This window comes from Marinilabilia rubra (assembly GCF_003121985.1).
Classification (GTDB): Bacteria; Bacteroidota; Bacteroidia; order Bacteroidales; family Marinilabiliaceae; genus Marinilabilia; species Marinilabilia rubra.
The window spans coordinates 42787-67803 of the sequence record NZ_QEWP01000016.1; the positions used below are offsets into that span (position 1 = coordinate 42787).

The window sequence follows — 25017 nt, forward strand, 5'->3', positions numbered from 1 at the left end:
ATTATGTGTTTCAAAATTACAGTGTTTTGAAATAAATCATTTGAATCATTTTATCTTTGAATTGAACTAAATTTGCCAAGATTGGGATAAATGAGTAAATTTTATTCAATTTGAGTTTTAAGAATGAACAGACTTAAGTATTTAAAGGATTATCATGCAAGCAAAATATCATAAACTCACGAAACAATTACATCAGTCGATTGCCATCCGAAAGGATACCCGAATGGCTTTTTTCGATCATTGGCATTATCACTCTGAGCTTGAATTGGTTTATATACTACAAGGAAAAGGCACTCGTTTTATAGGTGACGATATTTCTCCTTTTAATAGCGGGGATCTGGTTCTTTTAGGTGCTGGATTGCCACATGTTTGGAAAAGTGATGACGTTTATTTTGAGAGCAATTCCAAAAATAAGGTAAGCGCCATTGTTCTGCATTTTGGGGCTAATTTCATGGGAGAGAACCTGTGGGAATTGCCTGAGATGAGCTCCATAAAAGAACTATTTCAAATTTCTCCAAGGGGTGTTTGTTATCATTTACCGGAGGGACATACCGTAAAAATGCAACTAAAGAAAATGCTTAATCAGTCTCCTTTTACCCGATTATTGAGTTTGCTCTCCATTTTAAATAAACTTGCCAGGATAGATAAAAGATCAGTTTTGTCAGGAATTCCCTTTGCCGAACATTATCAAAAACATCAATCTAACCGAATTGATAAAATTTATGACTATATACTTTCTAATTTTGACAATGACATAAAACTGGAAGACCTTGCTCTAAAGGCTAACATGACTCCTGCGTCTCTCTGTCGGTTTTTTAAGCAAAAAACCCGCAAATCCATAAGTGAATGCATCAATGAAGTTCGGATTGGTTTTGCCTGTAAGTTATTGATTGAAGACAATTTTTCCATCTCTGAAATTTGTTTTCGTTGTGGTTATAATAACCTTTCCTACTTTAACCGGCAGTTTAAAAATATTATTGGATTAACTCCTGGAAATTATCAGAAAAAGAAGAGTTTGTTTGAAGAGACAAAAAGTAAGGACTAGTATTTGCACAGGCATGCAGATTTAAATTCTGTCCTAAACATACTATTATCACCATAATTAAATTAAACTGATTAGATTTTTTGGGCCAAACTAAATAAACTCCAGATTAAAGGAAATAGCTCTTATCAAAACAGCTCTTTTTCTTATTGTTTCAGATTCAAATCTCCTCCACTCCTGCTTCGTAACAGCGTCGTAACAGCTGCACTATAAAGTCATATTAAATTCATTATAAAGTCGTATTAAAGTCGTATTAAATTCAGTTTTTATTGAATTTAGTTTGACTTTGTAATGACTTATTAATAACTTGAAAACTAATTTGTAGTGGGCTTGCCACGAAGTTGTCACGAACCTGATCAGAAACTGGCAGGTGACAAAGCATTTTGAGAAAGAAAAATATTAAATAACCTAACAAACTAAACAATGGCACGACTAAAACAAGGCATTAACGGTCCAGGACAGGGAAGAGTTGGCAATGTTATTATGTATGAAATGTATGGTAAAACCTACCTCCGCTCCCGCCCGAACCGGTACAAAGACAAAAAATCGGAAAAACAACTGGCACAGCGTCAGCGGCTCACACTGGCACAAAACCTGGTACGGTATCTCAATCACCTGATACGCATCACCATGAAAGACATTTCAACGGGACGATCCACCTACCACACAGCTGTTTCAATGAACCTTAAAGAAGCCATTGAGGGCAATTATCCCGATCAATTTATCAATCCGGAAAAAGTTGTTCTCAGCAAAGGAGACCTTACCACCCCCGAAACTGTGAGTTTCAAAAAGACCGATGAAGGAATCCTTGTGGAGTGGTCTGCCGAAAACAAGAGGGTTGGCTCCAATCACCCATCTGACAATTTAATCTGGTGCATGAAGGACTTAGAGTTATTGGTCCATGGAGATTATCAGATCACCACCATAAAAAGACACCAGGGAAAGGCTTTATTGCTCACTCCCATCTCCCGGGAACCGGTGGAACTATGGATCATGTTCCGCAGTGCAGACGAAACGATGATAAGTGACACCAAATGGGTGGGAACGATTGATTAATTAACCGGTTGGCTTGTAATATTAGCATTGAAAAGAATTTGAACAGAGTTAGTTCCTCTGCTGTTATGGTCTGAGAATAATCATTAAGATAAAGCGTTTTGGGGTTCTACCCCAGTATTAAGTATACCTGAATTCTTAAGTCTGGCAAACAATTAAGGACGGGTCTGGTTATTAAAAGGTCAATACAGCAACTTACGATTAAAAAAACTATGAGAAAATTTTTCAAAGTCGTCCTTTGGGTCTTTATTGTAATTTTAATTCTGGCCGGAGGCATTGCCTACTATGTAAATGAACAAATAGGGAGCATTGATTCTCTGGAGGAGCGAAATGCCAAATATGCCGGGTTAAGTTATTACTCTGCAGAAAAGGGAGAATTTATCAGCCCAGAAAAGCTTCCTTTTTTTCCGGAAAAAGTCACAGGAGGTGATCCCGGCTTTGCAAGGTTTTTAAAAACCTCCCCATATGCTCCGAAACATACACTCCCCAAGAATAAATTATCCAAAAGTGATTTTTCAGAAATCCCTTCTGATTTTGCAACTTATTGGTTGGGGCACTCCACAGTGATTCTTGAACTGGATGGAAAGCGGATCTTATTCGATCCGGTTTTCAAGAACGCAGGACCCCTACCAATCATAACCAGAAGGTATGATGAGTCCCCCCTTCCGAGGGAAGAACTACCGGAGATTGATTTGGTCATCCTCACACACGACCATTACGATCATCTGGAAACGGCCACCATAAAATTTCTTGCAAAAAAAGATGTAGATTTCATTGTTCCATTGGGCGTAGGTGCCAGACTGCAAGGTTGGGGTGTTTCTCCAAACAACATCACAGAATTAGGCTGGGAAGAGGAAACGATTTATAAATCCTTAAAAATAACGGCCCTTCCGGGCATTCACTACTCAGGAAGAAGCAATTCAGACCGTAACCAAACCCTCTGGGCATCTTATGCCATTAAAGGTAAGGATAAAAACATCTTTTCCAGTGGGGATACTGGTTACGGTAAGCACCTGAAAGAAATTGGAGACCAATACGGTCCTTTTGATATGGCATTTGTGGAAATAGATGGTTGGAACAATGGGTGGCCATTGACCCACCTGTTTCCCGATGAGGCTATTCAATTATGTAAAGATGTGAATACAAAACTGATGCTCCCAACTCATTGGGGCACTTTTGATTTAGCTCTGCATCCCTGGAAGGAATCGATTCAAATGGTAGCTGACAAGGCAGAAGAAAATGATATTGAGCTGGTCACTCCCCTAATGGGTGAAAAAGTAATTCCCGGGGTGACTCCAACATCTAATTGGTGGGAGACTGCTTATGGGGAGTAGTAAAAAAGCCACCCTTTAAAGGATGGCTTTTCCCGAGGAGAAGTGAGGGAAATGAACTTCAAGCTCTAAAACCTTCACTTTCAATACTTTATTTTAGCAAAAAGGCAAGTCCACTGGAAATCCACCAGGATTATGTTAATTATACCTCTTATGTTCACTTCGAAATGAACTCTATTTCACTTCAAATATACGTTTTTTTTCAAAAAAGGATTCGAACCTAAATTGAGAAAATATGTCAAGTTTTTTGTGCAAAAAACTTGACATGATTTAAGTGGATTTATTAAGTCAATTTCATCACTTAATCAAATTGAGTTATCTCCTTTCTATGATGAATTATGGCGTGATCTTTTATAATTTAATATCACTATTATCCGGAGAAACTTATTTCTTGAAAAAAGATTGCTTCCCCGAAGGGTTCCCGAATAGGCGGGACAGGCTCAATTGCTACCAATGACAGATTTTTGTAATAAGCAAGAAGCTAACCCCGGGTTTTCCACCCGGGGTTATTCAAATTGGCCCCTTTCAGGGACCTACCAGTTCTGTCATGTACGCCTTATGCCCCAAAATTTAATTGGGGTAGCCACTCGCAATGACACCGTTCTACAGGCTTCAACCCTCAAAATCCTGCAATGTCCAGTCATTGCGAACGCAGTGAAGCAATCTCATTTTTTTAACCAAACACCACTACCAATGATTTAATATAGAATAAGATATCGCTATATACTAAAAATAGTACATGCTTATATACTAAATATGGTCCGCGATTTAATTTGAAAATACGGGCACCCCTGCCAGGGCTTAGATTGTTTATTTCCTGTGTATCATATTTTTCTTTTTTCCTTGTTCTTTTTGGCATTGCCCCAAAAATAACCAAAAAGGTCTAGTCCGCTTTATCCTATCTGCCCGCCAAAGCCAAAATTTCCGGCCATTACGCAAGGCCTTGAAAGTCGCCCATTTTGGCTTCCCGCCATCCGCCGGCCCGGAAAGCGGACAGGCCACCGCGCCTTTTAAATACTGAGATGCTTAACTATTTTGAAAAATTCTTTTAGAACAAAAATATATAGACTAAAAATGGTACATGCTTATAGACTAAATTTGATACGCGATTTAATTTGAAAAATACGGGCACCCCTGCCGGGGCTTGGGTTGTTTATTTCCTGTGTATCGTATGTTACCATACGGTCGCCCTTGCCAGGGCTCTATAAAATGTATTGGCTATTTTTTCTAAATAATTCATTCCCTTTTTTTAAAGGATACAAAAAAACCCTATTTTAAACTATCCCTTTTTTTCTTAAACGCTCTCTAATGCCTCAATATACCCCATAAGGTATAAACACCCATTTCAAAAATATTTTATATCCAATCGGGTATAAATTAAAAACATTTACTACTTTTATACCTCAAAAGGTATAAAACATGCAAAATCTCATACAATTTGTAAAACAACGCCGAAAGCAGCTTGGGCTTACTCAGCAGGATTTGGCTGAACGTGCCGGAGTGGGTTTGCGCTTTGTCCGTGACCTGGAACAAGGTAAAGAGACTTTGAGGATGGATAAAGTGAATGAAGTGCTGGCTTTGTTTGGTCATGAACTGGCCCCTGTTTCATCAAAAGAATTGAACGATGTATAGAAAAGGAAAAGTCTTTTACGAGAACTATTTTGCCGGTGTCATTGAAGAGACCGAAACAGGGTATCGTTTCTCTTACGATAAAGAGTATCTGTCAAAGGAAGATAAATGGCCAATCAGTAAGACTTTGCCGATATCTGAAAAGGCTTACTTGTCGAATACAATGTTTCCTTTCTTTGATGGGTTAATTCCGGAAGGTTGGTTGCTGGATGTGGCCGTAGATAACTGGAAGTTGAAAGCGAATGACCGAATGGGCCTGCTTTTAGCTTGCTGCAAAGTTTGTATTGGTGCTGTTTCTGTGATACCGTTTAATGAAGAGAATAATGAGTAACAAGTGTTTATATTGCTATCAACCCCTTAAGGAAAGTAATAGTGACTTTCATGCTAAATGCTCCAGGAAAATATTTGGGACTTCAAAGGCTCCTGTTCTGGACTACTCTTTGGATCAAATGCATGAATTGGCAAAAAAGGTAGTCCAAAGTCATGTGACAGTTCCGGGCGTGCAAGCCAAGTTGTCTTTTCATTTTGAACCCGCGAGAAACCGGGAGAATCGATTGACATTGGTGGGTGTTTTAGGAAATTACATCCTGAAGCCCCCTACTCCACAATTTACCAATCTGCCAGAAAATGAAGATTTAACCATGCATTTGGCCGGAATATTTAATATTAAGGTTGTCCCCCATTCTTTAATCAGGCTTAAATCAGGAGAACTGGCTTACATTACCAAACGGATTGATCGTGTTGGAGGAAAGAAACTGCCCATGGAGGATTTATGCCAGTTAAGCGAGCGATTAACTGAGGACAAATATAAAGGCTCCATGGAACAGGTTGGAAAGGTCATAATGCAGCATTCATCGAATCCATTGTTTGATGCACAGGTATTCTTTGAGCTGACGCTGTTTTCGTTCTTAACCGGAAATGCTGATATGCACCTGAAAAACTTCTCATTGATAGATTTAGAAAACGGACTAACTCAATTGGCTCCGGCTTACGATCTTTTATCCACCCGGCTGGTCATTTCAGAAAAAGATGATCCTGAAGAGTTGGCCTTAACATTAAATGGCAGAAAGCGCAAGCTTAAATCCGCTGATTTTATGCATTTGGCTGATAGTCTGAAAATAAACCGGAAGCAAATTGACAATATCTTCAAGAGGTTTAAAAATGCGATACCTAAAGTGCTGGATTTTATTGATGACTCTTTTTTACCTGAGGATAAAAAGGTTGAGTACCGGGAGTTAATTGAGACGAGGGCTAAGCGACTTTGGTCGTAAGGTTTACTCCACTTATTCAGGAAATCAAAATAGCCATCCACAAACTTTTGATATCCCTTGAAATATCCACCAATTCAAACTGCCAGTATAAGTACTAAACTATTTTCAACAAGGAAAAACTCAAACCAACCCCTCTTCCAATTGTCCTTTCCAGACAACAAACCCTTTTTTAACATCTGAATAATCATGAAATATCCTGTTGAAATTCTCAGGCTGATTTTCAATAAAGAATTGGCGCCCTTTATTACGGATGGTGTTTAGATCTTTATTAATGATGTTAAGATTTTCTTCCAAACGGCTCTTGTCAAAGTGCCAGATATAGGTTGCCTCTTCTGTGTCAAGCGTTTCCACAATTATGTGATATTTTTCTTTCCCATGGAGTAAGAATACAAAAGAAAAGGGAGAAAGCACAAATCTGATTTTAAGAATCTGTGACTGATGGTGCTTTAACAAATATCTAATCTGCCTGTAATGCTTAACAGATTCGTCTTTAAGTATCTCATTGAGAAGTTCTTCTTCAGAATTATATAGTTGGCTACCATTTTGGAGGTTATTTATATCCACAATATTAGGGTTATTTCGCTTTTTACCCCCAATTATCTCACGGTTTAAGAAGTGAAACTTAACGCTGTCAATTATTTCAGGATTTATACGGTCAATATCTGCTGAAGTGGCATTTTGAGCAATTAAGATCCCATCTTTATATTCAGCATAAATATCCGCTTCAAAATTTATTACCCCCAATTGCCTGGCAAAATAAGGCTTTAAGATGGAGAGTTCAGGCCTAATGGTGTCATTTTCGATAGAAAACTCTATTACTTCGCCGGTTTCTTTGTCGATGTAGTTGAAAAGAACACTTCCATAGTGAAATTCCAATTGATAAAATTTGAGTTTTATCCGTTCTCTGATTTCAGTATAAAGAGGTTTATTGTCTTGCTGGTCTTCAATATTGTCAAAGAGGGAGCGCTGCTTTTCCAGTTTTCTGTAATGCCAATTTTTGTTTTAGGTATTCCCAGGAAGCTTTGTATTCTGTCTATCCATTGTTCTGCAATTTGTTTTCGGTGTACCACGATCAAAGCAGGTTGCTTCTTTTCAGCAATAAGCTTTAAGCCAATAATAGTTTTCCCACTACCCGGCGGAGACACAATTATTCCAAAGTTTTTTTTAGCTGTTGCTGAAATCGCTTGCTCCTGGTGTTCTCTAAGTTGAATGTCACAGGAGAAATGGGCTTCTTTCAGTTCATTCCGGCTGTCAATAAATTCAAAATCAACTTTATTCTTGTTACAAAAGGTAATCAGCTTTCCGGCCATTCCCCGCGGTATTTTAATTTCATCGTCCTCTTCTTCAATGAAGTTAAAGTATCGGTCAATTTTGTATGTGCTTTTGCCAAGCTTCTTTTTTATGAAATATTCAGTGTTGGCAAAATTCAGTTCCTCTTTCAAATAGTTTATTAGGTCAGAGGTTAAACCGGAGCGATTCAGAATGACTTTATTGCTCAGCTTGATTTTTAATTTACGGCTATCTTCCTGTACTGATGGTTTAGAGGCTATTGGGGCGGATATATATTTAGAAAATTGTTGGTAAAACCTTTCTTCGGGCAGACGTTTTATGCTTTCTAAGTATTGCCATTGATTTTCAAATGCCTCAAAGGTATTTGCATCTATGAAACAGTTATTTCCCTGTTCTAATGTTAATTTATTGAATGGAAGAGCGATCAGGTTTCCAAACCCTTTTCCTGATAGATAATTCTGGTTTGGGAATAGTCTGTCAAAACTGGAATATTTATCGAATTCGGAAATGATGCCACATTCTTTGAGCAATCCAATAAATAATTTTCTTGAATCCTTAGCCGGAAGTGGCTTTTCATAGAAAATCCAAACATGAGCTCCTTGCCCTGACCGCGAACGCTCAATGCATGCCGGGATTCCGTTTTCATTGCATTTATTGTGGAACAGGTGGCATTCTTGCTTCCAGTTTTCTTTGTCAAAATCTGCAGCAATAAACCACGAGGTGTTATCTCCAGAAGAGGGTAAATTCCAATGAACTGCTTTCCTTCAAGGTGAAGTTTTATTTCATGTTGGGTGAGGGGGCTTCTTGTTTTGTCTTTAAATGTTGCTAAAGTACCACCACCAAATTTATGCTGCATGTAGGCATAAGGGTCATAACTATACGCAGGCATATAACCTTTCTTGTTGCCTTTTTCCCAGCGAATGGCTAATACATATTCACGACACCTGAAGAATTGCTTTATAAGTTCAATATGGTGCTTTAGGTCGCTCAAAATTGTTGTAAAACTTTATTCAATAGATCGTTAGATTTTTAGATATTAGATGTAAGATGATTCGTACAATCTTGATATTCTGTATTTTAACAAACAAAAACCTATAAATACAAATTACTGGCTTGCAGCGCATTGCAAAAGTTTAACGGAGTATTGTTATTGATAGCAAAGAAAATAATAATCTGTGATTATTCATTCGAATAAGAATAGAATTAGGTCTTAATTTCCTCCATTTGGAGTAAATTCTTTTAAGAGTGAATGGCAAACAAAATAAAAAGCGCAGGAAACAGATTCCACATGCCTCCTGCGCTTAAAAGATCATATCCGTAACAGAATCAATACCTCCCCGCAAGTTTCAACATATTCTTTTTAATCAGATTTTCAGTCGTACGGGCATAACGTTGTGTCATTTTGATGTTGGAGTAAAAATCATTTTTATATTTTGAGTACTCCAACAGGACGATATTTAATTTTCACACACCAATGAAACTGATTTTCTGAATATTGATTATATTGTATTTTGAAAATATTTAAATACTTCATAAAACCTTTTTTAATTAAAAACAAACTAACCCTAATTCATGAACGAAAAATATCAAAACAAATACCGCATACCATCAGCCCGCCTGACAAATTGGGATTATGCTAGTAATGCCCCCTATTTTGTCACTATTTGCGCTAAAAATCGCAAACATTATTTTGGGGATATCGCAGCCTGTCAAATGCATCGATCGTCAATTGGCCAACTGGTCGAATTATTCTGGCATGAAATTCCCATTCATTTCCCTTTTGTGATTTTGGATGCATTTATTGTAATGCCCAACCACATTCATGGTATAATTATCATTGATAAAAATGGGGATAATGGTGGGAACGGTCTGAATGGGGATACGCGGGATACGGGGGATACCGTAGAGACGCCCAATTTGGGCGTCTCTACCACCAACCCGGAACGGTGCAATTCATCAGCGCAAACCGATGCGGCAACACAGAAATGGAAATCCGGAACATTGGGGGTAATATTGAATCAATTCAAACGAATATGCACAATAAATGCCCGTAAAACAGATCCGGATTTTGGATGGCAATCCCGTTTTTATGATCATATCATACGTAACGATGCCTCTTTTAATAGAATTCGAAATTACATACTGACTAATCCTCAAAATTGGAAGAACGACAAGTTTTATGGATAATATGAAGAGGCGCACAATGTGATTCGTTTTTTGGCATGTGGCCTGTTTTTTAGCCCTTTTGGCACTTGTTTTTAGCGGAGAATGAGGGATTATTCGCGCCCAAAAGGCCACAATCGCAACCTGCTCATGGTTACAGAGTAATTCGAACCCATGCCCACCTGTCGTTCGAACCCTCTCTCTCTAACGTAAAAAAGCCACCCTTTAAAGGATGGCTTTTCCAGCGGAGAGTGAGGGATTCGAACCCTCGAAACCCTTTTGAGGTTTACACACTTTCCAGGCGTGCGCCTTCGACCACTCGGCCAACTCTCCAAATTTTGCACGGGAGGAGAGGCTCGAACTCCCGACACCTGGTTTTGGAGACCAGTGCTCTACCAACTGAGCTACACCCGTGTATTTTGGCGTTTGTGCGGTGCAAAAATATAACTTTGAAGCAGACAAACCAACGTTTTTCAGGTATATTTTTTCACCCTGACGCCAAAGTTTTGACAATCAACTTTTTTAACCCTAAATTTAGAAAACCCTTTTAGGCACTTGTTTTGCATGGATAACGGTGTTAATTTCGCAACTCAATTTGTAACAGCATACCTAAACAACAATTTAATCCGCTCTCACGGGAAACAACACCTGAAGTAGATTAATAGTTTTGAAGGCATTAGAGCAGTAAAAACCTAAAAAAGGCCGCCGATTTTTTGTTCAAGCAACCTGACCAATGACTTGATAAAGGCTTTGGGATTTATTTAAATGGAAAGAAAAAGATAGAAAGATGAGAATAAGAAAAATTTTTGCCCCGGTAATATTAATTGCTGTGCTAGCGAGTTGTAATCCATTAAAACAAATGCAAACCCATCAAAACTCCATGAAAGAGTCCTTTGATGCCGGAAATCACAACCAGGTTTTAATGGCATTCAATCAGCTTGAGAATTACCATGAAACGAAAGAGTCTTCTGTTAGTTTGGATTACATTAAAATGGCTGCCAAATCGGCTCTGGAAGTTGAAAAATACACTCAGGCAGAAGAATTACTAAAAAAATGGAAGTCTAAATCAGACGATTTTGAGGCCGTTAAATTACTGGGCGAGGTATATCAAAAAACGGGAAAGAACGACAAAGAATACAACCTGTGGAGTGAGAATTTCGATAGAATTGAATCGGAAGAGATGAAGAAAGAAATTGGGTCCAGACTCTTTGCCATCGAAATGGAGAAAAAAGAGTATAACAAGGCGCTGGATCGTGCACGCAAAATGCCACCTATGTCTGATCCCAAAATTGTTTTTCTACGTGTTCAGGCTCTTGAAGCCACAGACCAAACAGATGAGGCCCGGGAAGTTAATAATGCCTTGTTGAAAAAGAATCCGGAGTTCAAGCCTGCACTGGAATGGAAAGCTGGTGATATTTATGAACGTGCAGAAAAATGGTACAAAGCTGAAATGAGTGAATACAATAAGAATCCTGAATACACCGCTTACGTTTACTTAAAGAGGGAACTTAAGAAAATCTCCTCTATGTATCGTCAAAGCAGGGATATCTTTGAGAAATTGCATCAGGAAAAACCAGGGAATGAAAAGTACATAAAATACCTGAAGAATATTTATCTAAGACTCGAAATGCGGGAAGAAGCTACAAAAATGGATATGCTTCTAAAAAATCAGAGGTGATTTTTTAGTGAATAGTTATAGTTTGAAGTAATTAGTTGAAGAGCTAATAAAGCAAAAGAAAAAAGGCCCTTTTCCCTAGGTTTGGAAAATGGCCTTTTTCTCTAATTTACTACTAATTATCTATCATTTAAAAGCCAATCAAATCATAATCCTGCCTAGCCAATACCATAATCCTTACCATACTTTTCTACCACAAAATCAATATCCTTATCGCCACGTCCACTTAAATTGACAAGGATGGATGTCTGTGGATTCTTTTTAGCGAGTTTCAATGCATAGGCAACAGCATGTGAACTTTCCAGTGCCGGAATAATACCTTCCAAACGACTTAGTTCAAAAAAGGCATCGATGGTTTCCTTATCCGTTACCATATCGTAATTGACACGTCCCATGTCTTTTAACATACTATGCTCCGGACCAACACCCGGGTAATCTAATCCGCTGGCAACGGAATAAACCGGACTGGGCTCTCCATTTTCATCCTGAAGAAGGTAGCACTTGAATCCGTGAATGGTTCCGGGCTTACCCTGCATCATGGTAGCAGCATGGTCTCCGGTTTTCATGGAAAGTCCTCCAGGCTCAACACCATAGAGGTCAATACTTTCATTTTCAATGAAACCACCAAAAATTCCCATCGCGTTACTACCTCCACCAACACAGGCCACAACACTGTCGGGCATTTCTCCTGTCATTTCATAAAACTGTTCTTTTGACTCCACTCCTACTACTTTTTGAAAATCACGAACCATCATAGGAAAAGGATGTGGTCCGACCACCGACCCAATACAGTAAATTGAATTTTCAGGATCTTTCACATAAGCTTCAAAAGCAGAATCAACAGCTTCTTTAAGCGTCTTAAGACCTTTTGAGACAGGAACAACTTTAGCTCCCAGAATATCCATTCTCACTACATTGGGGTGTTCTTTGGCAATATCAACCTCTCCCATATGAATCTCACATTCGAGACCAAAATAGGCAGCTGCTGTGGCCAGTGCCACTCCATGCTGACCAGCTCCGGTTTCTGCAATCAGTTTTTTCTTACCCATATACTTTGCCAAAAGAGCCTCCCCCATACAATGGTTCAATTTGTGTGCCCCACTATGGTTCAGGTCTTCTCTTTTCAGATATATGCGCCCCCCGTATTTATCTGAAAGCCGGTTACAATAGTAAACCGGAGTAGGACGGCCCTGGTAGTGTTTCCGGATACTTCTGAGTTCTGAAATAAAATTGTGTGATTTACTGATAGCATAATAGGCTTCAGTAATCTTTTTCATCTCTTCTTCAATTACCGGGGGTAAAAAAGCCCCTCCGTACTCTTTATAGAAGCCATCCTTGGAAGGATATTGCTTAAAATAACTTTGTGCCATAATCAATCGGTATTTACTGGATTAAAACTCAATGTTTGAACTTATATTTTTAAAATCTATGAAATAAAAAAAAACCGCAGGTGGTAAAGCCTGCGGTTTTGTGATATTATCGTTGCACACGAATGACGGCTTGTCCCACTTGTTAGTAGTCAAGTTTGCGCCACCAAATATGTATTTGAATGCTCTTCATATATTGATTTAATGTTAAAATCATGTGCAAGATATTAATTTGATTCAAAAAATCAAAATTGAGCTATAGTCCATTTTAAAACTCAGGCCCCTCAATTAATTCAAACTCAGGATCAGGACCATCAGATATACACTGAAAGTCAAAAGTATACTTACCTCGACTCAGGTCATTCTCATAAGTATCTACAGTCACAATATAATGTACATCCACTCCATTAACCTGAGTCACGGCATCCGGATACTTTTCCTGCAAGAGTACCTCAACGGCTTCAGTAAGTCTTTCATAAGAAAGATCCACAGCTTCTTCAGTTGAGAGACCTGCAAATCCTGGAATATCATTCTCTGTCCGATTAGAGATACGAAGATCAAAGTTCTCAAAATAAGCATCGGCGCCAAAGTAATATTCAGCGGTACCATATGAGTTAACGTAAGAACTTTCAAGGTCTCTGCTTACATAGTCAACAACCATCTGGTAGTCGTCAGTAGTCATCGTAAATACGACAGTAGGATCAAATACCCACTTAGTTCCATTGTGCACAAATTGCTCTGTACGTTCAATGATTCTTGAAGTATTTAACCAGGTAGTGCCATTGTAAATATATTCGCTGGCTTTTAGTTTCGTAGAGCCTGCATAATACATATAGGCTACCACAACACTCTCTCCTTCCTGAGCAAATGGAAGATTTAGTGAAATTAACTGCGGTATATAATTATCCGGATTATCACTACTTGAAAAATTATTATAATCTCCCGGATCCCCCATAGCATCGTAATCCTCAGCTTGGATTAAATATACTCCGTCTTCAAAAGTATCGCCTGCTTCGACATCAAATTTCTGCCACCCGTCCTGATATTCGAAAACATCTGAATAGTAAGAATATTGTGGAATAGGTGTTTTAGATACTTTTATCCAATCAATTTCCCAGGTTGCAGCTTCACTTGTCGTAGAATTATAATTAAAAGCAATCGTAATATTCTCACCAGCCCAGTCGGATAAATTGACAGCTTCAGATTCCACAAAGCCCCATGAATCACCTTCTGGCTTTTCTTCAACCGTTATTTCGGTCCAGGATGCTGCTTCAATATCACCAGCATAATCAGATGAAACCATTACTTTAAGATTAGCCCAGTCATCTAAATAGTTGGCGGCTTGTCTTATTGTCATGTAAGCAGATGTTTGACCAGACAAATCTATTACAGATGAAACCAGCCAATCATTATTAGTGTTTGCTCCTCCGGAGAAACCACTGATTTTTGCATATTCATCATCATTGTAGTCATCTAGTTCCCATGACTGCTCTCCATCGAGACTGACAGTTTCAAAGTCTCCAAAGTCTCCATCAAAGTGTTCTTCAAAGAACAGCTCAGGGGGAGCTTCAACATCTACGTCTGAAACTCTATAGGAAACATATGCCAGTGAACCGTTTGGTTTATCGGGGAATTGACTATCCATAATAGTTGATGCATTGCCTTCAGCCGGGAAAGAAGGTGAAAAAGCATCAATGAATCCTAAAGAGGCATCGACACTAACATAGTCAGATGAAGATAATTCATAATTGATCATGTAGTTGTCAACATAATCAGGAATTGGCTGCGTATAATTAAATGTCACCTTTGCACTTGAACTTTCCTTAAGTGCAATGTATTCCTCACTAAGAAATCCAGGGATATAATCAGCAGCCATATACTCCTCGCTAAAGGACATATATTCATCGATAAATTCAGCGGCATCATTGTTGCCCATTTTTTCTGCGATTTCAGAGAGAGAGCTGTAATCGGCATCCTCCAGGGTAATCTCTATATCCTCGCTATAAGCCCCCTGCTCTTCATCCAGATCGTTGTAAACATCCTCCATTGGCTCACAGCCCCATAAAAGGAACAAGGAAGACGCCATAATATATAATAACTTTTTCATGATCTTTTTCTTTTTATTCGCTTGCATTAAAATTTGATTTTAAGACCGGTTGACCAGGTTGTTCCAAAGCCATAATATACCAAAGCTGTTTCTGCATTGTGCTTATCACCGTCTCTTGCATCAGCAATATATTCTGTATTCAGCAGGTTGTTTACCTTTCCATAAAGAGAAGCATCCAGCGAACCAATGTTAAAGTCGTACTTCAGATTCATGTCAACGGTATTATAATCAGGCAATTGCCATGAATCGGTTTTTTCGTTCTCTTTGGTTCTATTAGTGGGATCAAACTCGGCATAATTTTTTCCATAGTAATTGACATCGGCGCCAAGCTTCAAGCCAGGAAATATTTCATAATCAACCCGCAGTGCAGATGTTATCTGAGCGGAGTTACCCACATGAACGCCTCCAATATAAGCACTGTAACTATCAATCAAATCATTATTATCATCAAACAATGAAAAGTCAATGTCATCTTCCCAGGTCCAGTCCCCCCAGGAGAACATTCCTTTTATGTAAAGCTCAGGAATTGGTTTCCAGAAAATTTCAGATTCAATACCGGTATGCAAGGCATTAATTCCAGGGATATTGGCAGTTTCATTATTAAAAGAGCGAACCAATCCTTTGTCTTGCCAATTGGTCCAGTAACCATTAATTTTTGCACTGAAATTAGGTAATGAAAAACCATAACCTACATCAAAAGATAATACCTTCTCATACTTTGCACCATCATTTATTTCATTGGTATAATTTAGGAAAATAGTAGAAAAGTATGGTGCACGGGTAAAGTAACCACCGTTCACGAAAAAGTTATGCTCTTCTGTTGCATTGTAGTTCGCGCCTAGTTTAACACTCCAGGGAGTAAAGTTCACCCAGTCAGACTTTTGATTATCGGGCTCATATTGGAAGTAATCTATTCTTTGGTAACTTTTTTGTGAAACTGAAGCCGTCAAAAAAGCTGAGTAATTGGCTCCAACATATTCCATCTGTCCAAATAATCCTCCCCAGGCCACAACACCGTCGTTGTGGTAAGCGTATTTATCCCCTTCTTTAAGTGGTGTACTTTCCGGACGGTTAATGCTTTCATCATCAAGGAAATATTCGCCTCCAAGAAGGTCTGTGATTTCTTTGTAGTGTTCTCCGATGTAGTAACGGCCATCGAAACCTCCGGTAATATTAATATTTCCCAACTCTTTGTTCATGGTTGAAAGGAGACCATACCATTGATGCTGGTTAACACTCATTCCAACAAAGGCTTTGGATCCGGTTAACGATTCGCCGTTTCTTCGGGCTGCCTCTTCAAAATCAAGAAGTCCGTCAGGTGTTTGAAGGGTTATATTAGTCGGTTCTCCTGTATCATAATCAATATTCAACCAGTCGCCGTTTTCGCCATCTACGCGGCGTCCGCCACCTTGTGATACAGAGGCATAAAGGGCAGTAGAAATGATGGTATTTTTATCAATATTCCAATAATGGTTCAGTGAAAGCTGTGGTTTATGGTATTCATTGTAACCATATCCGCCACCATATATTTTCCCGTCGCGAATACCATAACTCAGGTTGCGGCGGATGCCATCAGGATCATCTCTGTAGGCCTGAATCTTTGAAGCCGTTCCACGCTGATTGTGCCACTGTGGAGCGCCAAAAGCAGTAAATGAGATACGATGCTGATCGTTGATTATTTTTGAAACGTTCATAAAATAAGTCCAGGCATCAAAACTGGTCCCGTTGATATATCCATCACCATAAGTATGTGTACCCATCAAAGAAACAGACCAATTGTTCTCCATTAAGCCAGTTGAAGCATTGACCGATTGCTTGCGGTAGCCGTTATTTCCAACAGCACTGTAAAAAGAACCGCCTTTTGCAACATCAGTACTATTGGTAAGTATGTTGATAGTTCCTCCAACTGAACTTAAAGCCAGTTTGGAAGCACCTAGTCCACGCTGCACCTGCATTGTTTTTGTAACATCAGAAAGTCCGGACCAGTTAGACCAGTATACGCGGCCGTTTTCCATGTCATTTACCGGAACACCATTGATCAATACACCAATGTTGTTGGTATCAAAACCGCGCAGGTAAATCCTTGAGTCGCCAAATCCACCACTGCCGCGGGTAGCATACACCGAAGGTGTGGATTTCAAAATCTGTGGAAATTCCAGCGACCCCAGTTTCTCGTCGATGGTGGCCGGTTGGATGGTTGATAATGCCACAGGTGTTTCTTTGTCCCTTGCAAACGAGGTGAGTACCAAAACTTCATTAAGACCTACCACATTAGATTTCATTGAGATGGTTCCCATATCCAGCCCGTCATTGCCCGGGTTGATAGTTTCTTTGTGGTCACCATAGCCAAGGTATTTGAACAAAAGGGTTTGTTGCTTTTGTTCCACAGGCAGCTCAAAACTACCATTCAGGTTGGTTACTGTACCTTTACTGGTACCTTCTACCACAATAGCTGCTCCAATAAGCGGCTCTTGCGTGTCTTTGTCAATGACCTTACCAGTGACGGTAACCTGGCCATTCAATCCTGCAGAAACAAATAGCAGAATTGTCATTAGAAATAAGAAACTCATTTTTCTCATAAGTAACAAATCATGTTAAAGGTTGCTTTTTACGATTTATTTAGATCAGGATCAATTCAGGTGTATTTCGAATGTCTTAAATACCAATACAATAAATTAAAATACCGGGAATATCAATATGACATAGCTCATTTACGTTTACAAAAATGCAAAAAACCGACCAAGTGGTCGGTGTTTTTTTTATTAACCTTGTGTTAATTTCGATAAGCCCACTTAATTTTGTGATACTCCATTCCAATAAAGGTCAAATGCCAGCTTAAATTTTTCATCAAAACATTTTAGCGGATCTTGAAAGCTCAGAAAATAATTGGCAGCAGCTCTTGTAAAGGAAAAGTCAAAAAACGTAATCATTTCGGGGGGATAAGCTTTTAGCATACCCATATCAACCTTCTTCATGGTGTTTTGGAGAGGAGCCTGGAGCGTTTCATCCACCTTGCCCACTACCTTCTTTATATAAGGACTGGTTTCAAAAATGACGATGTAATTAAATTTTTCCGGATGCGTAATAAACCATTTAACGATTTCGCTAAAAACAGAAAATGAGTATTCACGTGCAGTTTCATTACAATATTCGGTGACACATTCCCTTTCAACTTCAAACATCAATGTTTTATACAACTCAACAATGAGATCTTCCTTCCGCTTAAAATAATGGTAAAAGGTTCCTTTGGCAATTCCCACAGCGGCAATAAGATCATTTACTGATGCTGAAAACCCTTTTTTCACAAACAGCCGGATGGCTTGTTTGTAGATTTTATCCCTGGTGCAAAGTTTGGGCATTAGTTCTTATTTACTTTTTCCTCCAAATGTATGTAATTCTTGAATGGTGAATGTGTAGTTAACATTAATTTTCGAAAATGGATTAAATGCAGTTGTTTAAACCAAAATAAAATAATGGAACATATTACCGGTAGCAAAAGATCAAAAAAAAAGCCGGTTCCATTCAGGAACCGGCTTTTAAAAGTATATCGTTGAAAAACATGCTATTTTTCAATTTCTTTCCATACCAGGGCACTGGCTCCAACAATAGCAGCGTCGCCAAGCTTCAGTTTGGAAGGAAGAATTTTAATTTTGTCTTTAAAAATAGGCAGCAAATGGCGATTCATACTTTCATAAGTAGGCTTAAAAATATAATCTCCGGCTGCAGTAGGTCCACCAAACAAGAAAATAGCTTCAGGTGCCAGATGGTGAACAGTATCTGCTAATCCCTGACCCAGATAATGCCCGGTTTTTTCAAATACTTCAAGAGCAATTTTGTCACCTTTCTCAGCAGCTTCATAAATCATTTTTGATGTCAGTTCTTTGAATGATTTATCAGCCAGAACACTGTCTTCTGCATTGTAATGAGCTATTAGCTCAAAAGCAGTACGTTTCATTCCGGGTGCTGAGCAATAAGCTTCAAGGTGCCCCAGTGCCCCACAGCCACAAACTCTTCCTCCGGGAATAAGGGTGGTATGCCCACACTCTCCGGCAAAGCCATCATGACCATAGACCAGATCGCCATTGACGATAACGCCGCTACCGACGCCGGTACCAAGAGTAAACATGACGAAATTTTTCATATTCTGTGCCCCGCCATAAACCATCTCACCTATAGCAGCTGCATTGGCGTCATTGGTCAATGCAATAGCATAAGATTCAGGGAAGTTCTTTTTCAGGCCTTCAACAATATTGACAACACCTTTAAAAGACAAATTTGGAGCATATTCAATGGTACCGTTGTAATAGTTACCATTAGGGGCGCCAACTCCAATACCAAGAATATCCGTATCCTCATTCATCAGCTTAAGAGATTTAATCAACTCTTTAATCTCTCCGGAGAGGTCGGTCATATACTTGTCAAAATCGCCATGCTTTGGTGTGTCAATTGTGCGATTAACCATAACATTACCATCCTGATCAACCGCACCAATAACAGTATTGGTACCACCAATATCAATACCTATTGCAATTTTTTTCATAACAACACTCTTTTACGTTAACAGAGCCGGAGGAGAAAGTCCTTCCGGCTCATTATATTAAGTCACTTTTTTTAAGCTGTTCGAATTGCATGTCCCTTTACAGCATAGAAGAAGATATAAAGGTAACAAATGGCCGGAACAACAAATGCCCAGGTGTAACCAACTGCATCAGCAATACCCCCCATTAATGGGGGAATAACTGCTCCACCTACAACAAGGGAGTTGATGATTCCGGATGCAGATGCCATCTCTTCTCCATCAAGGTCTTTAACCGCCAATGAGAAAATATTGGGGAACATAATTGAGTTGAAAAGACCGATTGAAATAATGGTCCACAATGCAACCTGGCCGGTAGTAAATGTGGTTATAAGGGCCAGCGAAGCTGCAACAATGGCAAAAACGCCCAAAGTACGGGCAGCTTTTCCTGATCCAATTTGCATAATGATGAAGTTTACCAATGCAACGATCATAAAGGTTAGTCCCGCGTTGAAATTCCAGGAATCGAATGTGTAATCTGTGGCAGTCACGAAAGCACCTGAAACAAAAGCAAGACCAAGTACAAGAAGTACCATTCCATATTTCTTCGCTTTACTCTTCATATCAGAGAACATTATCGCTCCAAAGAAACGACCAATCATTGCTCCACCCCAATATATAGCAGCATAAGTAGAGGCGACTTCCGGGTCAATACCTCCGGAATTTTTGAGATAGTTTACAATAAGGCCTGCATTACCTACTTCAGCACCTACATAAGCAAATATGGCAAAGGCCCCGAGGATAACGTGGGGATAAGACCATACGCTTTTTTTCGCACCTTCTTTCTTTTCTGAAACCAAAACAGGAAGTTTAATTGCAAATAGGATAACTGCAACGGCAATTACAACAATTGCCATGGTTATAAAAGGCAGCGGTACTCTTTCAGCGGCTGCATAACCATACTCTTTTGCAGTCATCATGGTTTCACTCAAACCTCTGAAAATAGCTACTGAAATAATCCATGGTGCAATCATTGTTGCAATGGAATTCAACGCCTGTGTCAGGTTTAATCGACTTGAAGCAGAACTTTCTGGCCCAAGAGCTGTCACATAAGGATTGGCGGCTACCTGCAGGAAAACAACTCCTGCGGCAAGTATAAAGGTTGCCACTAAAAACATCGGAAAGGATGGAATTTTTGCAGCAGGCCAAAAAATCAAACTACCAATACCCATTAACAAAAGCCCCAAAATAACGGTCCACTTGTATCCAACTCTGGCCACAAGCTTTCCGGATGGTATTGATAAAATAGGATAAGAAATAAAAAATGCGGAAGATAATAATTGGGCTCCCCACTCTGGCAAACCAAAAATCGCCTTAACCGGCGCTGTCATTGTCACAATAAACGTTGTGGCAAATCCAAAAATAAAAAAGACGGCACCGAAAACCCCCATGCCAAGTCCGTAATTACTGTTTTTCTGTTCCATAGAATAAGTCGTTTAAGTTGTGTGTGATCTAATCGAATGCAATAATACCGCAAATTTGCTTTTTTTACAAAACTTAACAGCACTAAATTACCCATATGTTCCATTAATTTATTGCAAAAGTATTTCATTCTTTTGAAAAAAATTACATTTCACACCTCAATCATCTGTGAATTAATCACATTCGACTTTCTATTTAAAAAACTCTATTTCCCGCACAAAAAAAGGGTTACCGTGAAAAGCAACCCTGAAATAAGAAACTGTTTAAGTTTTAAATTGGAAGTCGCTTTTAGTTTTCATGACAAAAAAATCAACTCCAAACTCAAAATTTAAACAGTCTCTTAAAAAATGGAAACCCAGATTAAATATTATTCTGTAGTCCCATATTTATAATCTACTTCGATTTCAGAAAATGGGGCAGCATAAAAACCCTGATTCGGAAATTTAAGATTTAAAGAATCTTCCCCTTCTACTTGCAAGCTTTCAAGATAGAAACTCATTAAACCACGATAGCGGGAAAGTGCATCATCCCCTCTTGCATCATGCCTGATTTGCAAGTTCACTTCATTAGGACTATCAGGTTGCTCCAAAGGATCTTTCACTAAATTAAAGTAGTGTACTTCATCGGTTCCATAAAAAGAAAAATCAATATTCAGAAATCCACCGGAAACCCATACATCATTGATAGAAAGCTGATCTGTGCCAATGGTATCACGATTTTCTTCATTCAATTCAATAATCTCCTTCAGTACCACGTCCTGGATACTATAAACATCTACCAAATAATCATATGAATCACCCTCTTCTCCGCGCTCATTCACAGAGTACTTGACCATAACCCTTGTATCCGCCTCAAATTCATAATTTTCAGGAAAAGTGGCAAACTCCAGAGTAAGTTCGGAATCCGTGACCACCTGCATTTGATCGGCATCACCCACTTTGGTCATTCCCAGTTCGAAATATTGGACCGGTGTGGTATCATTGTCATCGTCAAGACAGCCGGTAAAAAACAACCCCAAAGCGCCAATAATCAGCGCAAAAAACATTCTTCTCATAATTCTTTTCTCCCAAAATAATTAAACAATAAAACTTAGCTATTTTCAGCAAAACAGCTTTGATAAAATTCAAGAACCATTTGCCGTTTAATCTTTAGATGAAAAAGAAAAATTTTGGTTGCGTTGGAATAGTAAAAAAAATTATTTCTCCAGGTAGGTAACCTCAAGATCAACTACCCATGGTGTATAATCATAATTACCCGTCCACAATCTGGAGGAAATAAATGCTCTGGCCTTTGACCCATAAGTCATATTTTTTATTGCCTCATCAACTCCCGGATATATATTATTGTAAATATCAGGATTGCCGGCGATATAAATTTTAGGACTGGGGTCTCCATAATTATTATAACTTTCAAATAGAAAAGGCACCCCCAGGCTGTCTCGGACAATTTCATAGTAAATACATCGAAATCCCACTTTCTTCCCCACTTTCACAGAATCCCCGGTTCCTTCCTGAGTCTCAAAAAAGGCGAACCCATTGGTTCTCAAATCGTCAATAGAATCTCCAAGCTGTGCCAGACTATCTTTTTCTTCATTGAAGTATTCTTCCATAAGCGCTTGCTCTTCCTGTAACAATTCCTTAGTATTGATACGATAGCCTTCATCACAGGCATTAATCATTACACTTCCGGCAAGGACCGCAAGAATCAGCAGTATGTTAATCGAAATATTTTTCATTGATAAAATTATTTTATGAACCAATAATAGGTGGAAATTGTCTGTTTGTATTTAAAAAGCTACAAAATAAATTAATTTTACCGGTGTGCACAACACCGCATGTCAGATTAATCAATTGTTTTTCACATCAAGAACTGTCACTTCATAAAGGATAATTGCCCGTGAGGGTATTTGATCATCATCACCAATAAGCCCGTGAGCAAGATGAGGAGGCATTATAAAACGTGCTTTTGCCCCGGGTTTCAACAATAAAACACCCTCTTCCAATCCTGATTCAACACCTCCCTGCCCTACCAAAAACTCTTTGGGACCCGATTCATCGGATGAATAACAAACCGTTCCATCCAGCAGTTTTATCTCATAATCGAGGGTAACAACCTGTCCTTTCTTTACCTTATCTCCTTCACCTTCTGCTTCAATGCCATACCATAGCCCGGTACCGGTAGTTTCCATTTCAAGATTATGCTCTTTTACATATTGCTCTATTTTTTTCTGCTCCCGCTCTACCAATGAACGATTAATCTTAATATAGGTCTCCAGGGGAATCTGCCCCTGATTTTCTTTTTTCCCATCACGATTTTGTGAACCTGAGCAACTGGACATCGCGGTCATCAGAACCAGTAATATTACTTTGGGCAACGTTGAATAAATATTCATGACTCCCGGATTTGGTTAATAAAATCAGGCAATGTTTTTTTGAAGTGTTCTATTGCCCCTCTCAGTGTTCCATTCCATTCTCCCCCGGCAGCTTTGGCATGTCCGCCTCCCGAAAAGTACTTCTCTGAATACAGGTTAACGGGAGTATTATCTCTGGAGCGAAATGAAACTTTCACAAACTTTTCTCTTTCCTTTTCGGTAAACATTGCTGAAATCTCCACTCCTTTAATACCTAAAGGATAATTAACAAATCCTTCCGTATCGCCAGGCTTGTAATTATGATTGTCCAAATCATCCTTTGAAATAGCAATATAAGCTGCCTCTAAATCATTCATCAATTCCATTTTATTACAAAGAACGTGCCCAAGCAAACGCATCCTTGTTAAAGAATTACTCTGAAATAATTGTTTGTGGATTTTGTCCTTGTCAATACCTTTGCCTACCAGTTCCCCCACAACCATATAGGTTCTGGGATGGGATGAATTATAACTTAAAGATCCCGTATCAGTAATAATACCTGAATAAAAACTTTCGGCTGAAAACTCATCAACATTATCCTGCCAGTTCAAGCTTTTGATAATATGATATGAAAGTTCACAAGTGGATGAAACCCCGATTTCTGAAAAAATTAAATCAGCCACACCCCACACTGGATCGGGATGATGATCAATAAGCACCCTGGTAGTATTCAGGGTACTAACAATGTCGGCCAAACTACCACATCTTTGGAGATTGTTAAAATCCATTAGAAACAGCAAGTCAGAATGTTTCAGAGCCTCCTTCGATTTTTGAGGGTCATTTTCATGAACCACAATTTCATTGGCTCCTTTCATCCATTGCAAATTATCCGGTACTGCATCCGGAACCACAACCGTGGCATTCAGACCTTTATTTTTGAAGAGATTCCACCATCCAAGGATGCTTCCTATTGCATCCCCATCAGAATTTTTATGGGGAATCAAAACAATGGATTCCGATTTTAAAATAAGCTCTCCCAACCGGGATATCTGCGATTCATTAAATATCATTGGCTCTTTTTCTAAAAAGGCAAAGGTAATAAATTACCCTCCCTAAGGAAAAATTCTTATTTTTAATAACGTATCCTGACCTTTATGTAATCATAGGCGACATTGAGTTTTTATAATACTTCGTCTGGATTTCATAAGAGTCTGAAAATTATTTGCTTGAAGTAACCAATCATCTATTATTTTTTAAATCAGATTAAAAATAGTTTTATGGAAAAAGGAAAAATCACCCTCACAATGATTAAACCAACTGCCGTTAAAGAACACCATGTTGGTGATATTCTTGCACATATTGAACATGCAGGCTTCAAAATCATAGGACTTAAAATGACTCAAATGCCCAAAGAAAAGGCAATGGTTTTTTACGAAGTTCATAAAGACAAATTCTTTTTTGATGAACTTGTCAACTTCATGAAATCCGGTCCTGTAGTAGTAGCTATTTTGGAAAAAGAAAATGCTGTAAAGGATTTCCGGGAATTAATAGGTTCAACGGATCCGGCTGAAGCAGAAGAAGGCACTATAAGGAAACTTTTTGCTAAAGACAAAACCCACAATGCCATTCATGGCTCTGATAGCGATGAAAATGCCGTTAAAGAAGCCTGGTTTTTCTTTAGTGAAATGGATCAATTCAGGTATTAATGGCTCAAACACACCTAAATTGGCTATTTATCCTA

At 38.8% G+C, this 25017-nt stretch carries 21 protein-coding genes, 2 tRNA genes and 1 pseudogene; 9 read left to right on the plus strand and 15 right to left on the minus strand.

The genetic code is table 11. The features are described 5' to 3' along the window. Window positions 1–154: 154 nt before the first annotated feature. The 6 genes from DDZ16_RS16115 to DDZ16_RS16145 all read left to right on the plus strand — a co-directional run bounded on the left by DDZ16_RS16115 (window position 155) and on the right by DDZ16_RS16145 (window position 6326). Complete coding sequence (locus DDZ16_RS16115) at window positions 155–1045, plus strand: AraC family transcriptional regulator (protein WP_109265520.1); 891 nt, start codon at window positions 155–157, stop codon at window positions 1043–1045. Window positions 1046–1465: 420 nt separating this feature from the next. Further along, on the plus strand, window positions 1466–2098 hold the full coding sequence (locus tag DDZ16_RS16120; RefSeq protein ID WP_109265521.1) for a DUF6266 family protein: 633 nt from the start codon (window positions 1466–1468) through the stop codon (window positions 2096–2098). Between the two features lie 209 nt (window positions 2099–2307). After that, window positions 2308–3429, plus strand: coding sequence for an MBL fold metallo-hydrolase (locus DDZ16_RS16125; RefSeq protein ID WP_109265522.1), 1122 nt, complete (start codon window positions 2308–2310; stop codon window positions 3427–3429). 1416 nt (window positions 3430–4845) lie between these two features. Next, a complete protein-coding gene (locus DDZ16_RS16135) occupies window positions 4846–5058 on the plus strand; it encodes a helix-turn-helix transcriptional regulator (RefSeq protein ID WP_109265524.1) in 213 nt (70 codons plus the stop codon). Further along, entirely contained in the window at window positions 5051–5386 is a 336-nt protein-coding gene (locus tag DDZ16_RS16140) for a HipA N-terminal domain-containing protein (protein WP_109265525.1), read from the plus strand. The genes DDZ16_RS16135 and DDZ16_RS16140 overlap by 8 nt, the downstream gene beginning before the upstream one ends. Further along, window positions 5379–6326, plus strand: coding sequence for a HipA domain-containing protein (locus DDZ16_RS16145; protein ID WP_109265526.1), 948 nt, complete (start codon window positions 5379–5381; stop codon window positions 6324–6326). Before DDZ16_RS16140 ends, DDZ16_RS16145 begins: the two co-directional genes overlap by 8 nt. Before the next feature lie 120 nt (window positions 6327–6446). Here the strand turns inward: DDZ16_RS16145 and DDZ16_RS20890 are convergent, their stop codons facing one another. The 3 genes and pseudogenes from DDZ16_RS20890 to DDZ16_RS20900 all read right to left on the minus strand — a co-directional run. Next, window positions 6447–7202, minus strand: a complete 756-nt coding sequence (locus DDZ16_RS20890) for a hypothetical protein (RefSeq protein WP_198416743.1) — start codon at window positions 7200–7202, stop codon at window positions 6447–6449. A 17-nt stretch (window positions 7203–7219) separates the two neighbouring features. After that, the gene (locus DDZ16_RS21140) at window positions 7220–7636 is read right to left on the minus strand and encodes a DEAD/DEAH box helicase (protein ID WP_394340327.1); all 417 of its coding nucleotides are present in this window, start codon (window positions 7634–7636) and stop codon (window positions 7220–7222) included. 333 nt (window positions 7637–7969) lie between these two features. Then, a pseudogene (locus DDZ16_RS20900) lies at window positions 7970–8607 on the minus strand (TOTE conflict system archaeo-eukaryotic primase domain-containing protein); the annotation flags it as partial. Window positions 8608–9188: 581 nt separating this feature from the next. Here DDZ16_RS20900 and DDZ16_RS16155 point away from each other — a divergent pair. Beyond that, on the plus strand, window positions 9189–9803 hold the full coding sequence (locus tag DDZ16_RS16155) for a transposase (protein WP_109265527.1): 615 nt from the start codon (window positions 9189–9191) through the stop codon (window positions 9801–9803). A gap of 221 nt (window positions 9804–10024) precedes the next feature. Here the strand turns inward: DDZ16_RS16155 and DDZ16_RS16160 are convergent. Both DDZ16_RS16160 and DDZ16_RS16165 read right to left on the minus strand, forming a co-directional pair. After that, window positions 10025–10112: transfer RNA gene (locus tag DDZ16_RS16160), tRNA-Ser, on the minus strand. 8 nt (window positions 10113–10120) lie between these two features. Beyond that, window positions 10121–10193, minus strand: a tRNA-Trp gene (locus tag DDZ16_RS16165). A 373-nt stretch (window positions 10194–10566) separates the two neighbouring features. Between DDZ16_RS16165 and DDZ16_RS16170 the strand changes: the two genes are divergently transcribed. Next, entirely contained in the window at window positions 10567–11457 is an 891-nt protein-coding gene (locus DDZ16_RS16170) for a tetratricopeptide repeat protein (protein ID WP_109265528.1), read from the plus strand. 155 nt (window positions 11458–11612) lie between these two features. Here DDZ16_RS16170 and trpB read toward each other — a convergent pair whose 3' ends face one another. From trpB to DDZ16_RS16225, 10 genes are all read right to left on the minus strand, one after another. Next, window positions 11613–12824 carry a tryptophan synthase subunit beta gene (trpB, locus tag DDZ16_RS16175; RefSeq protein WP_109265529.1) on the minus strand — a complete coding sequence of 404 codons (1212 nt, stop codon included), beginning with the start codon at window positions 12822–12824 and terminating at the stop codon, window positions 11613–11615. 265 nt (window positions 12825–13089) lie between these two features. Beyond that, a complete protein-coding gene (locus DDZ16_RS16180; RefSeq protein WP_109265564.1) occupies window positions 13090–14928 on the minus strand; it encodes a choice-of-anchor J domain-containing protein in 1839 nt (612 codons plus the stop codon). A gap of 26 nt (window positions 14929–14954) precedes the next feature. Beyond that, the gene (locus tag DDZ16_RS16185) at window positions 14955–17498 is read right to left on the minus strand and encodes a TonB-dependent receptor (protein ID WP_232526781.1); all 2544 of its coding nucleotides are present in this window, start codon (window positions 17496–17498) and stop codon (window positions 14955–14957) included. Between the two features lie 222 nt (window positions 17499–17720). Then, complete coding sequence (locus DDZ16_RS16190; RefSeq protein WP_109265531.1) at window positions 17721–18287, minus strand: TetR/AcrR family transcriptional regulator; 567 nt, start codon at window positions 18285–18287, stop codon at window positions 17721–17723. A 203-nt stretch (window positions 18288–18490) separates the two neighbouring features. Further along, complete coding sequence (locus tag DDZ16_RS16195) at window positions 18491–19468, minus strand: ROK family protein (protein WP_109265532.1); 978 nt, start codon at window positions 19466–19468, stop codon at window positions 18491–18493. 71 nt (window positions 19469–19539) lie between these two features. Next, entirely contained in the window at window positions 19540–20928 is a 1389-nt protein-coding gene (locus DDZ16_RS16200) for an MFS transporter (RefSeq protein WP_109265533.1), read from the minus strand. A 365-nt stretch (window positions 20929–21293) separates the two neighbouring features. Beyond that, window positions 21294–21980: a NigD1/NigD2 family lipoprotein gene (locus tag DDZ16_RS16210; RefSeq protein WP_109265535.1), complete on the minus strand. Its 687-nt coding sequence runs from the start codon at window positions 21978–21980 to the stop codon at window positions 21294–21296. A gap of 141 nt (window positions 21981–22121) precedes the next feature. Beyond that, the gene (locus DDZ16_RS16215) at window positions 22122–22661 is read right to left on the minus strand and encodes a hypothetical protein (RefSeq protein ID WP_109265536.1); all 540 of its coding nucleotides are present in this window, start codon (window positions 22659–22661) and stop codon (window positions 22122–22124) included. Window positions 22662–22772: 111 nt separating this feature from the next. After that, the gene (locus tag DDZ16_RS16220; RefSeq protein ID WP_109265537.1) at window positions 22773–23318 is read right to left on the minus strand and encodes an FKBP-type peptidyl-prolyl cis-trans isomerase; all 546 of its coding nucleotides are present in this window, start codon (window positions 23316–23318) and stop codon (window positions 22773–22775) included. Continuing rightward, window positions 23315–24346 (minus strand): DHH family phosphoesterase, encoded by a 1032-nt coding sequence (locus DDZ16_RS16225; protein WP_109265538.1) that lies wholly within the window; start codon window positions 24344–24346, stop codon window positions 23315–23317. The genes DDZ16_RS16220 and DDZ16_RS16225 overlap by 4 nt, the downstream gene beginning before the upstream one ends. 207 nt (window positions 24347–24553) lie before the next feature. On the opposite strand from DDZ16_RS16225, the gene ndk reads away from it, so the two are divergent. Further along, entirely contained in the window at window positions 24554–24982 is a 429-nt protein-coding gene (gene ndk / locus DDZ16_RS16230; RefSeq protein ID WP_109265539.1) for a nucleoside-diphosphate kinase, read from the plus strand. The last annotated feature ends 35 nt before the right edge of the window (window positions 24983–25017 follow it).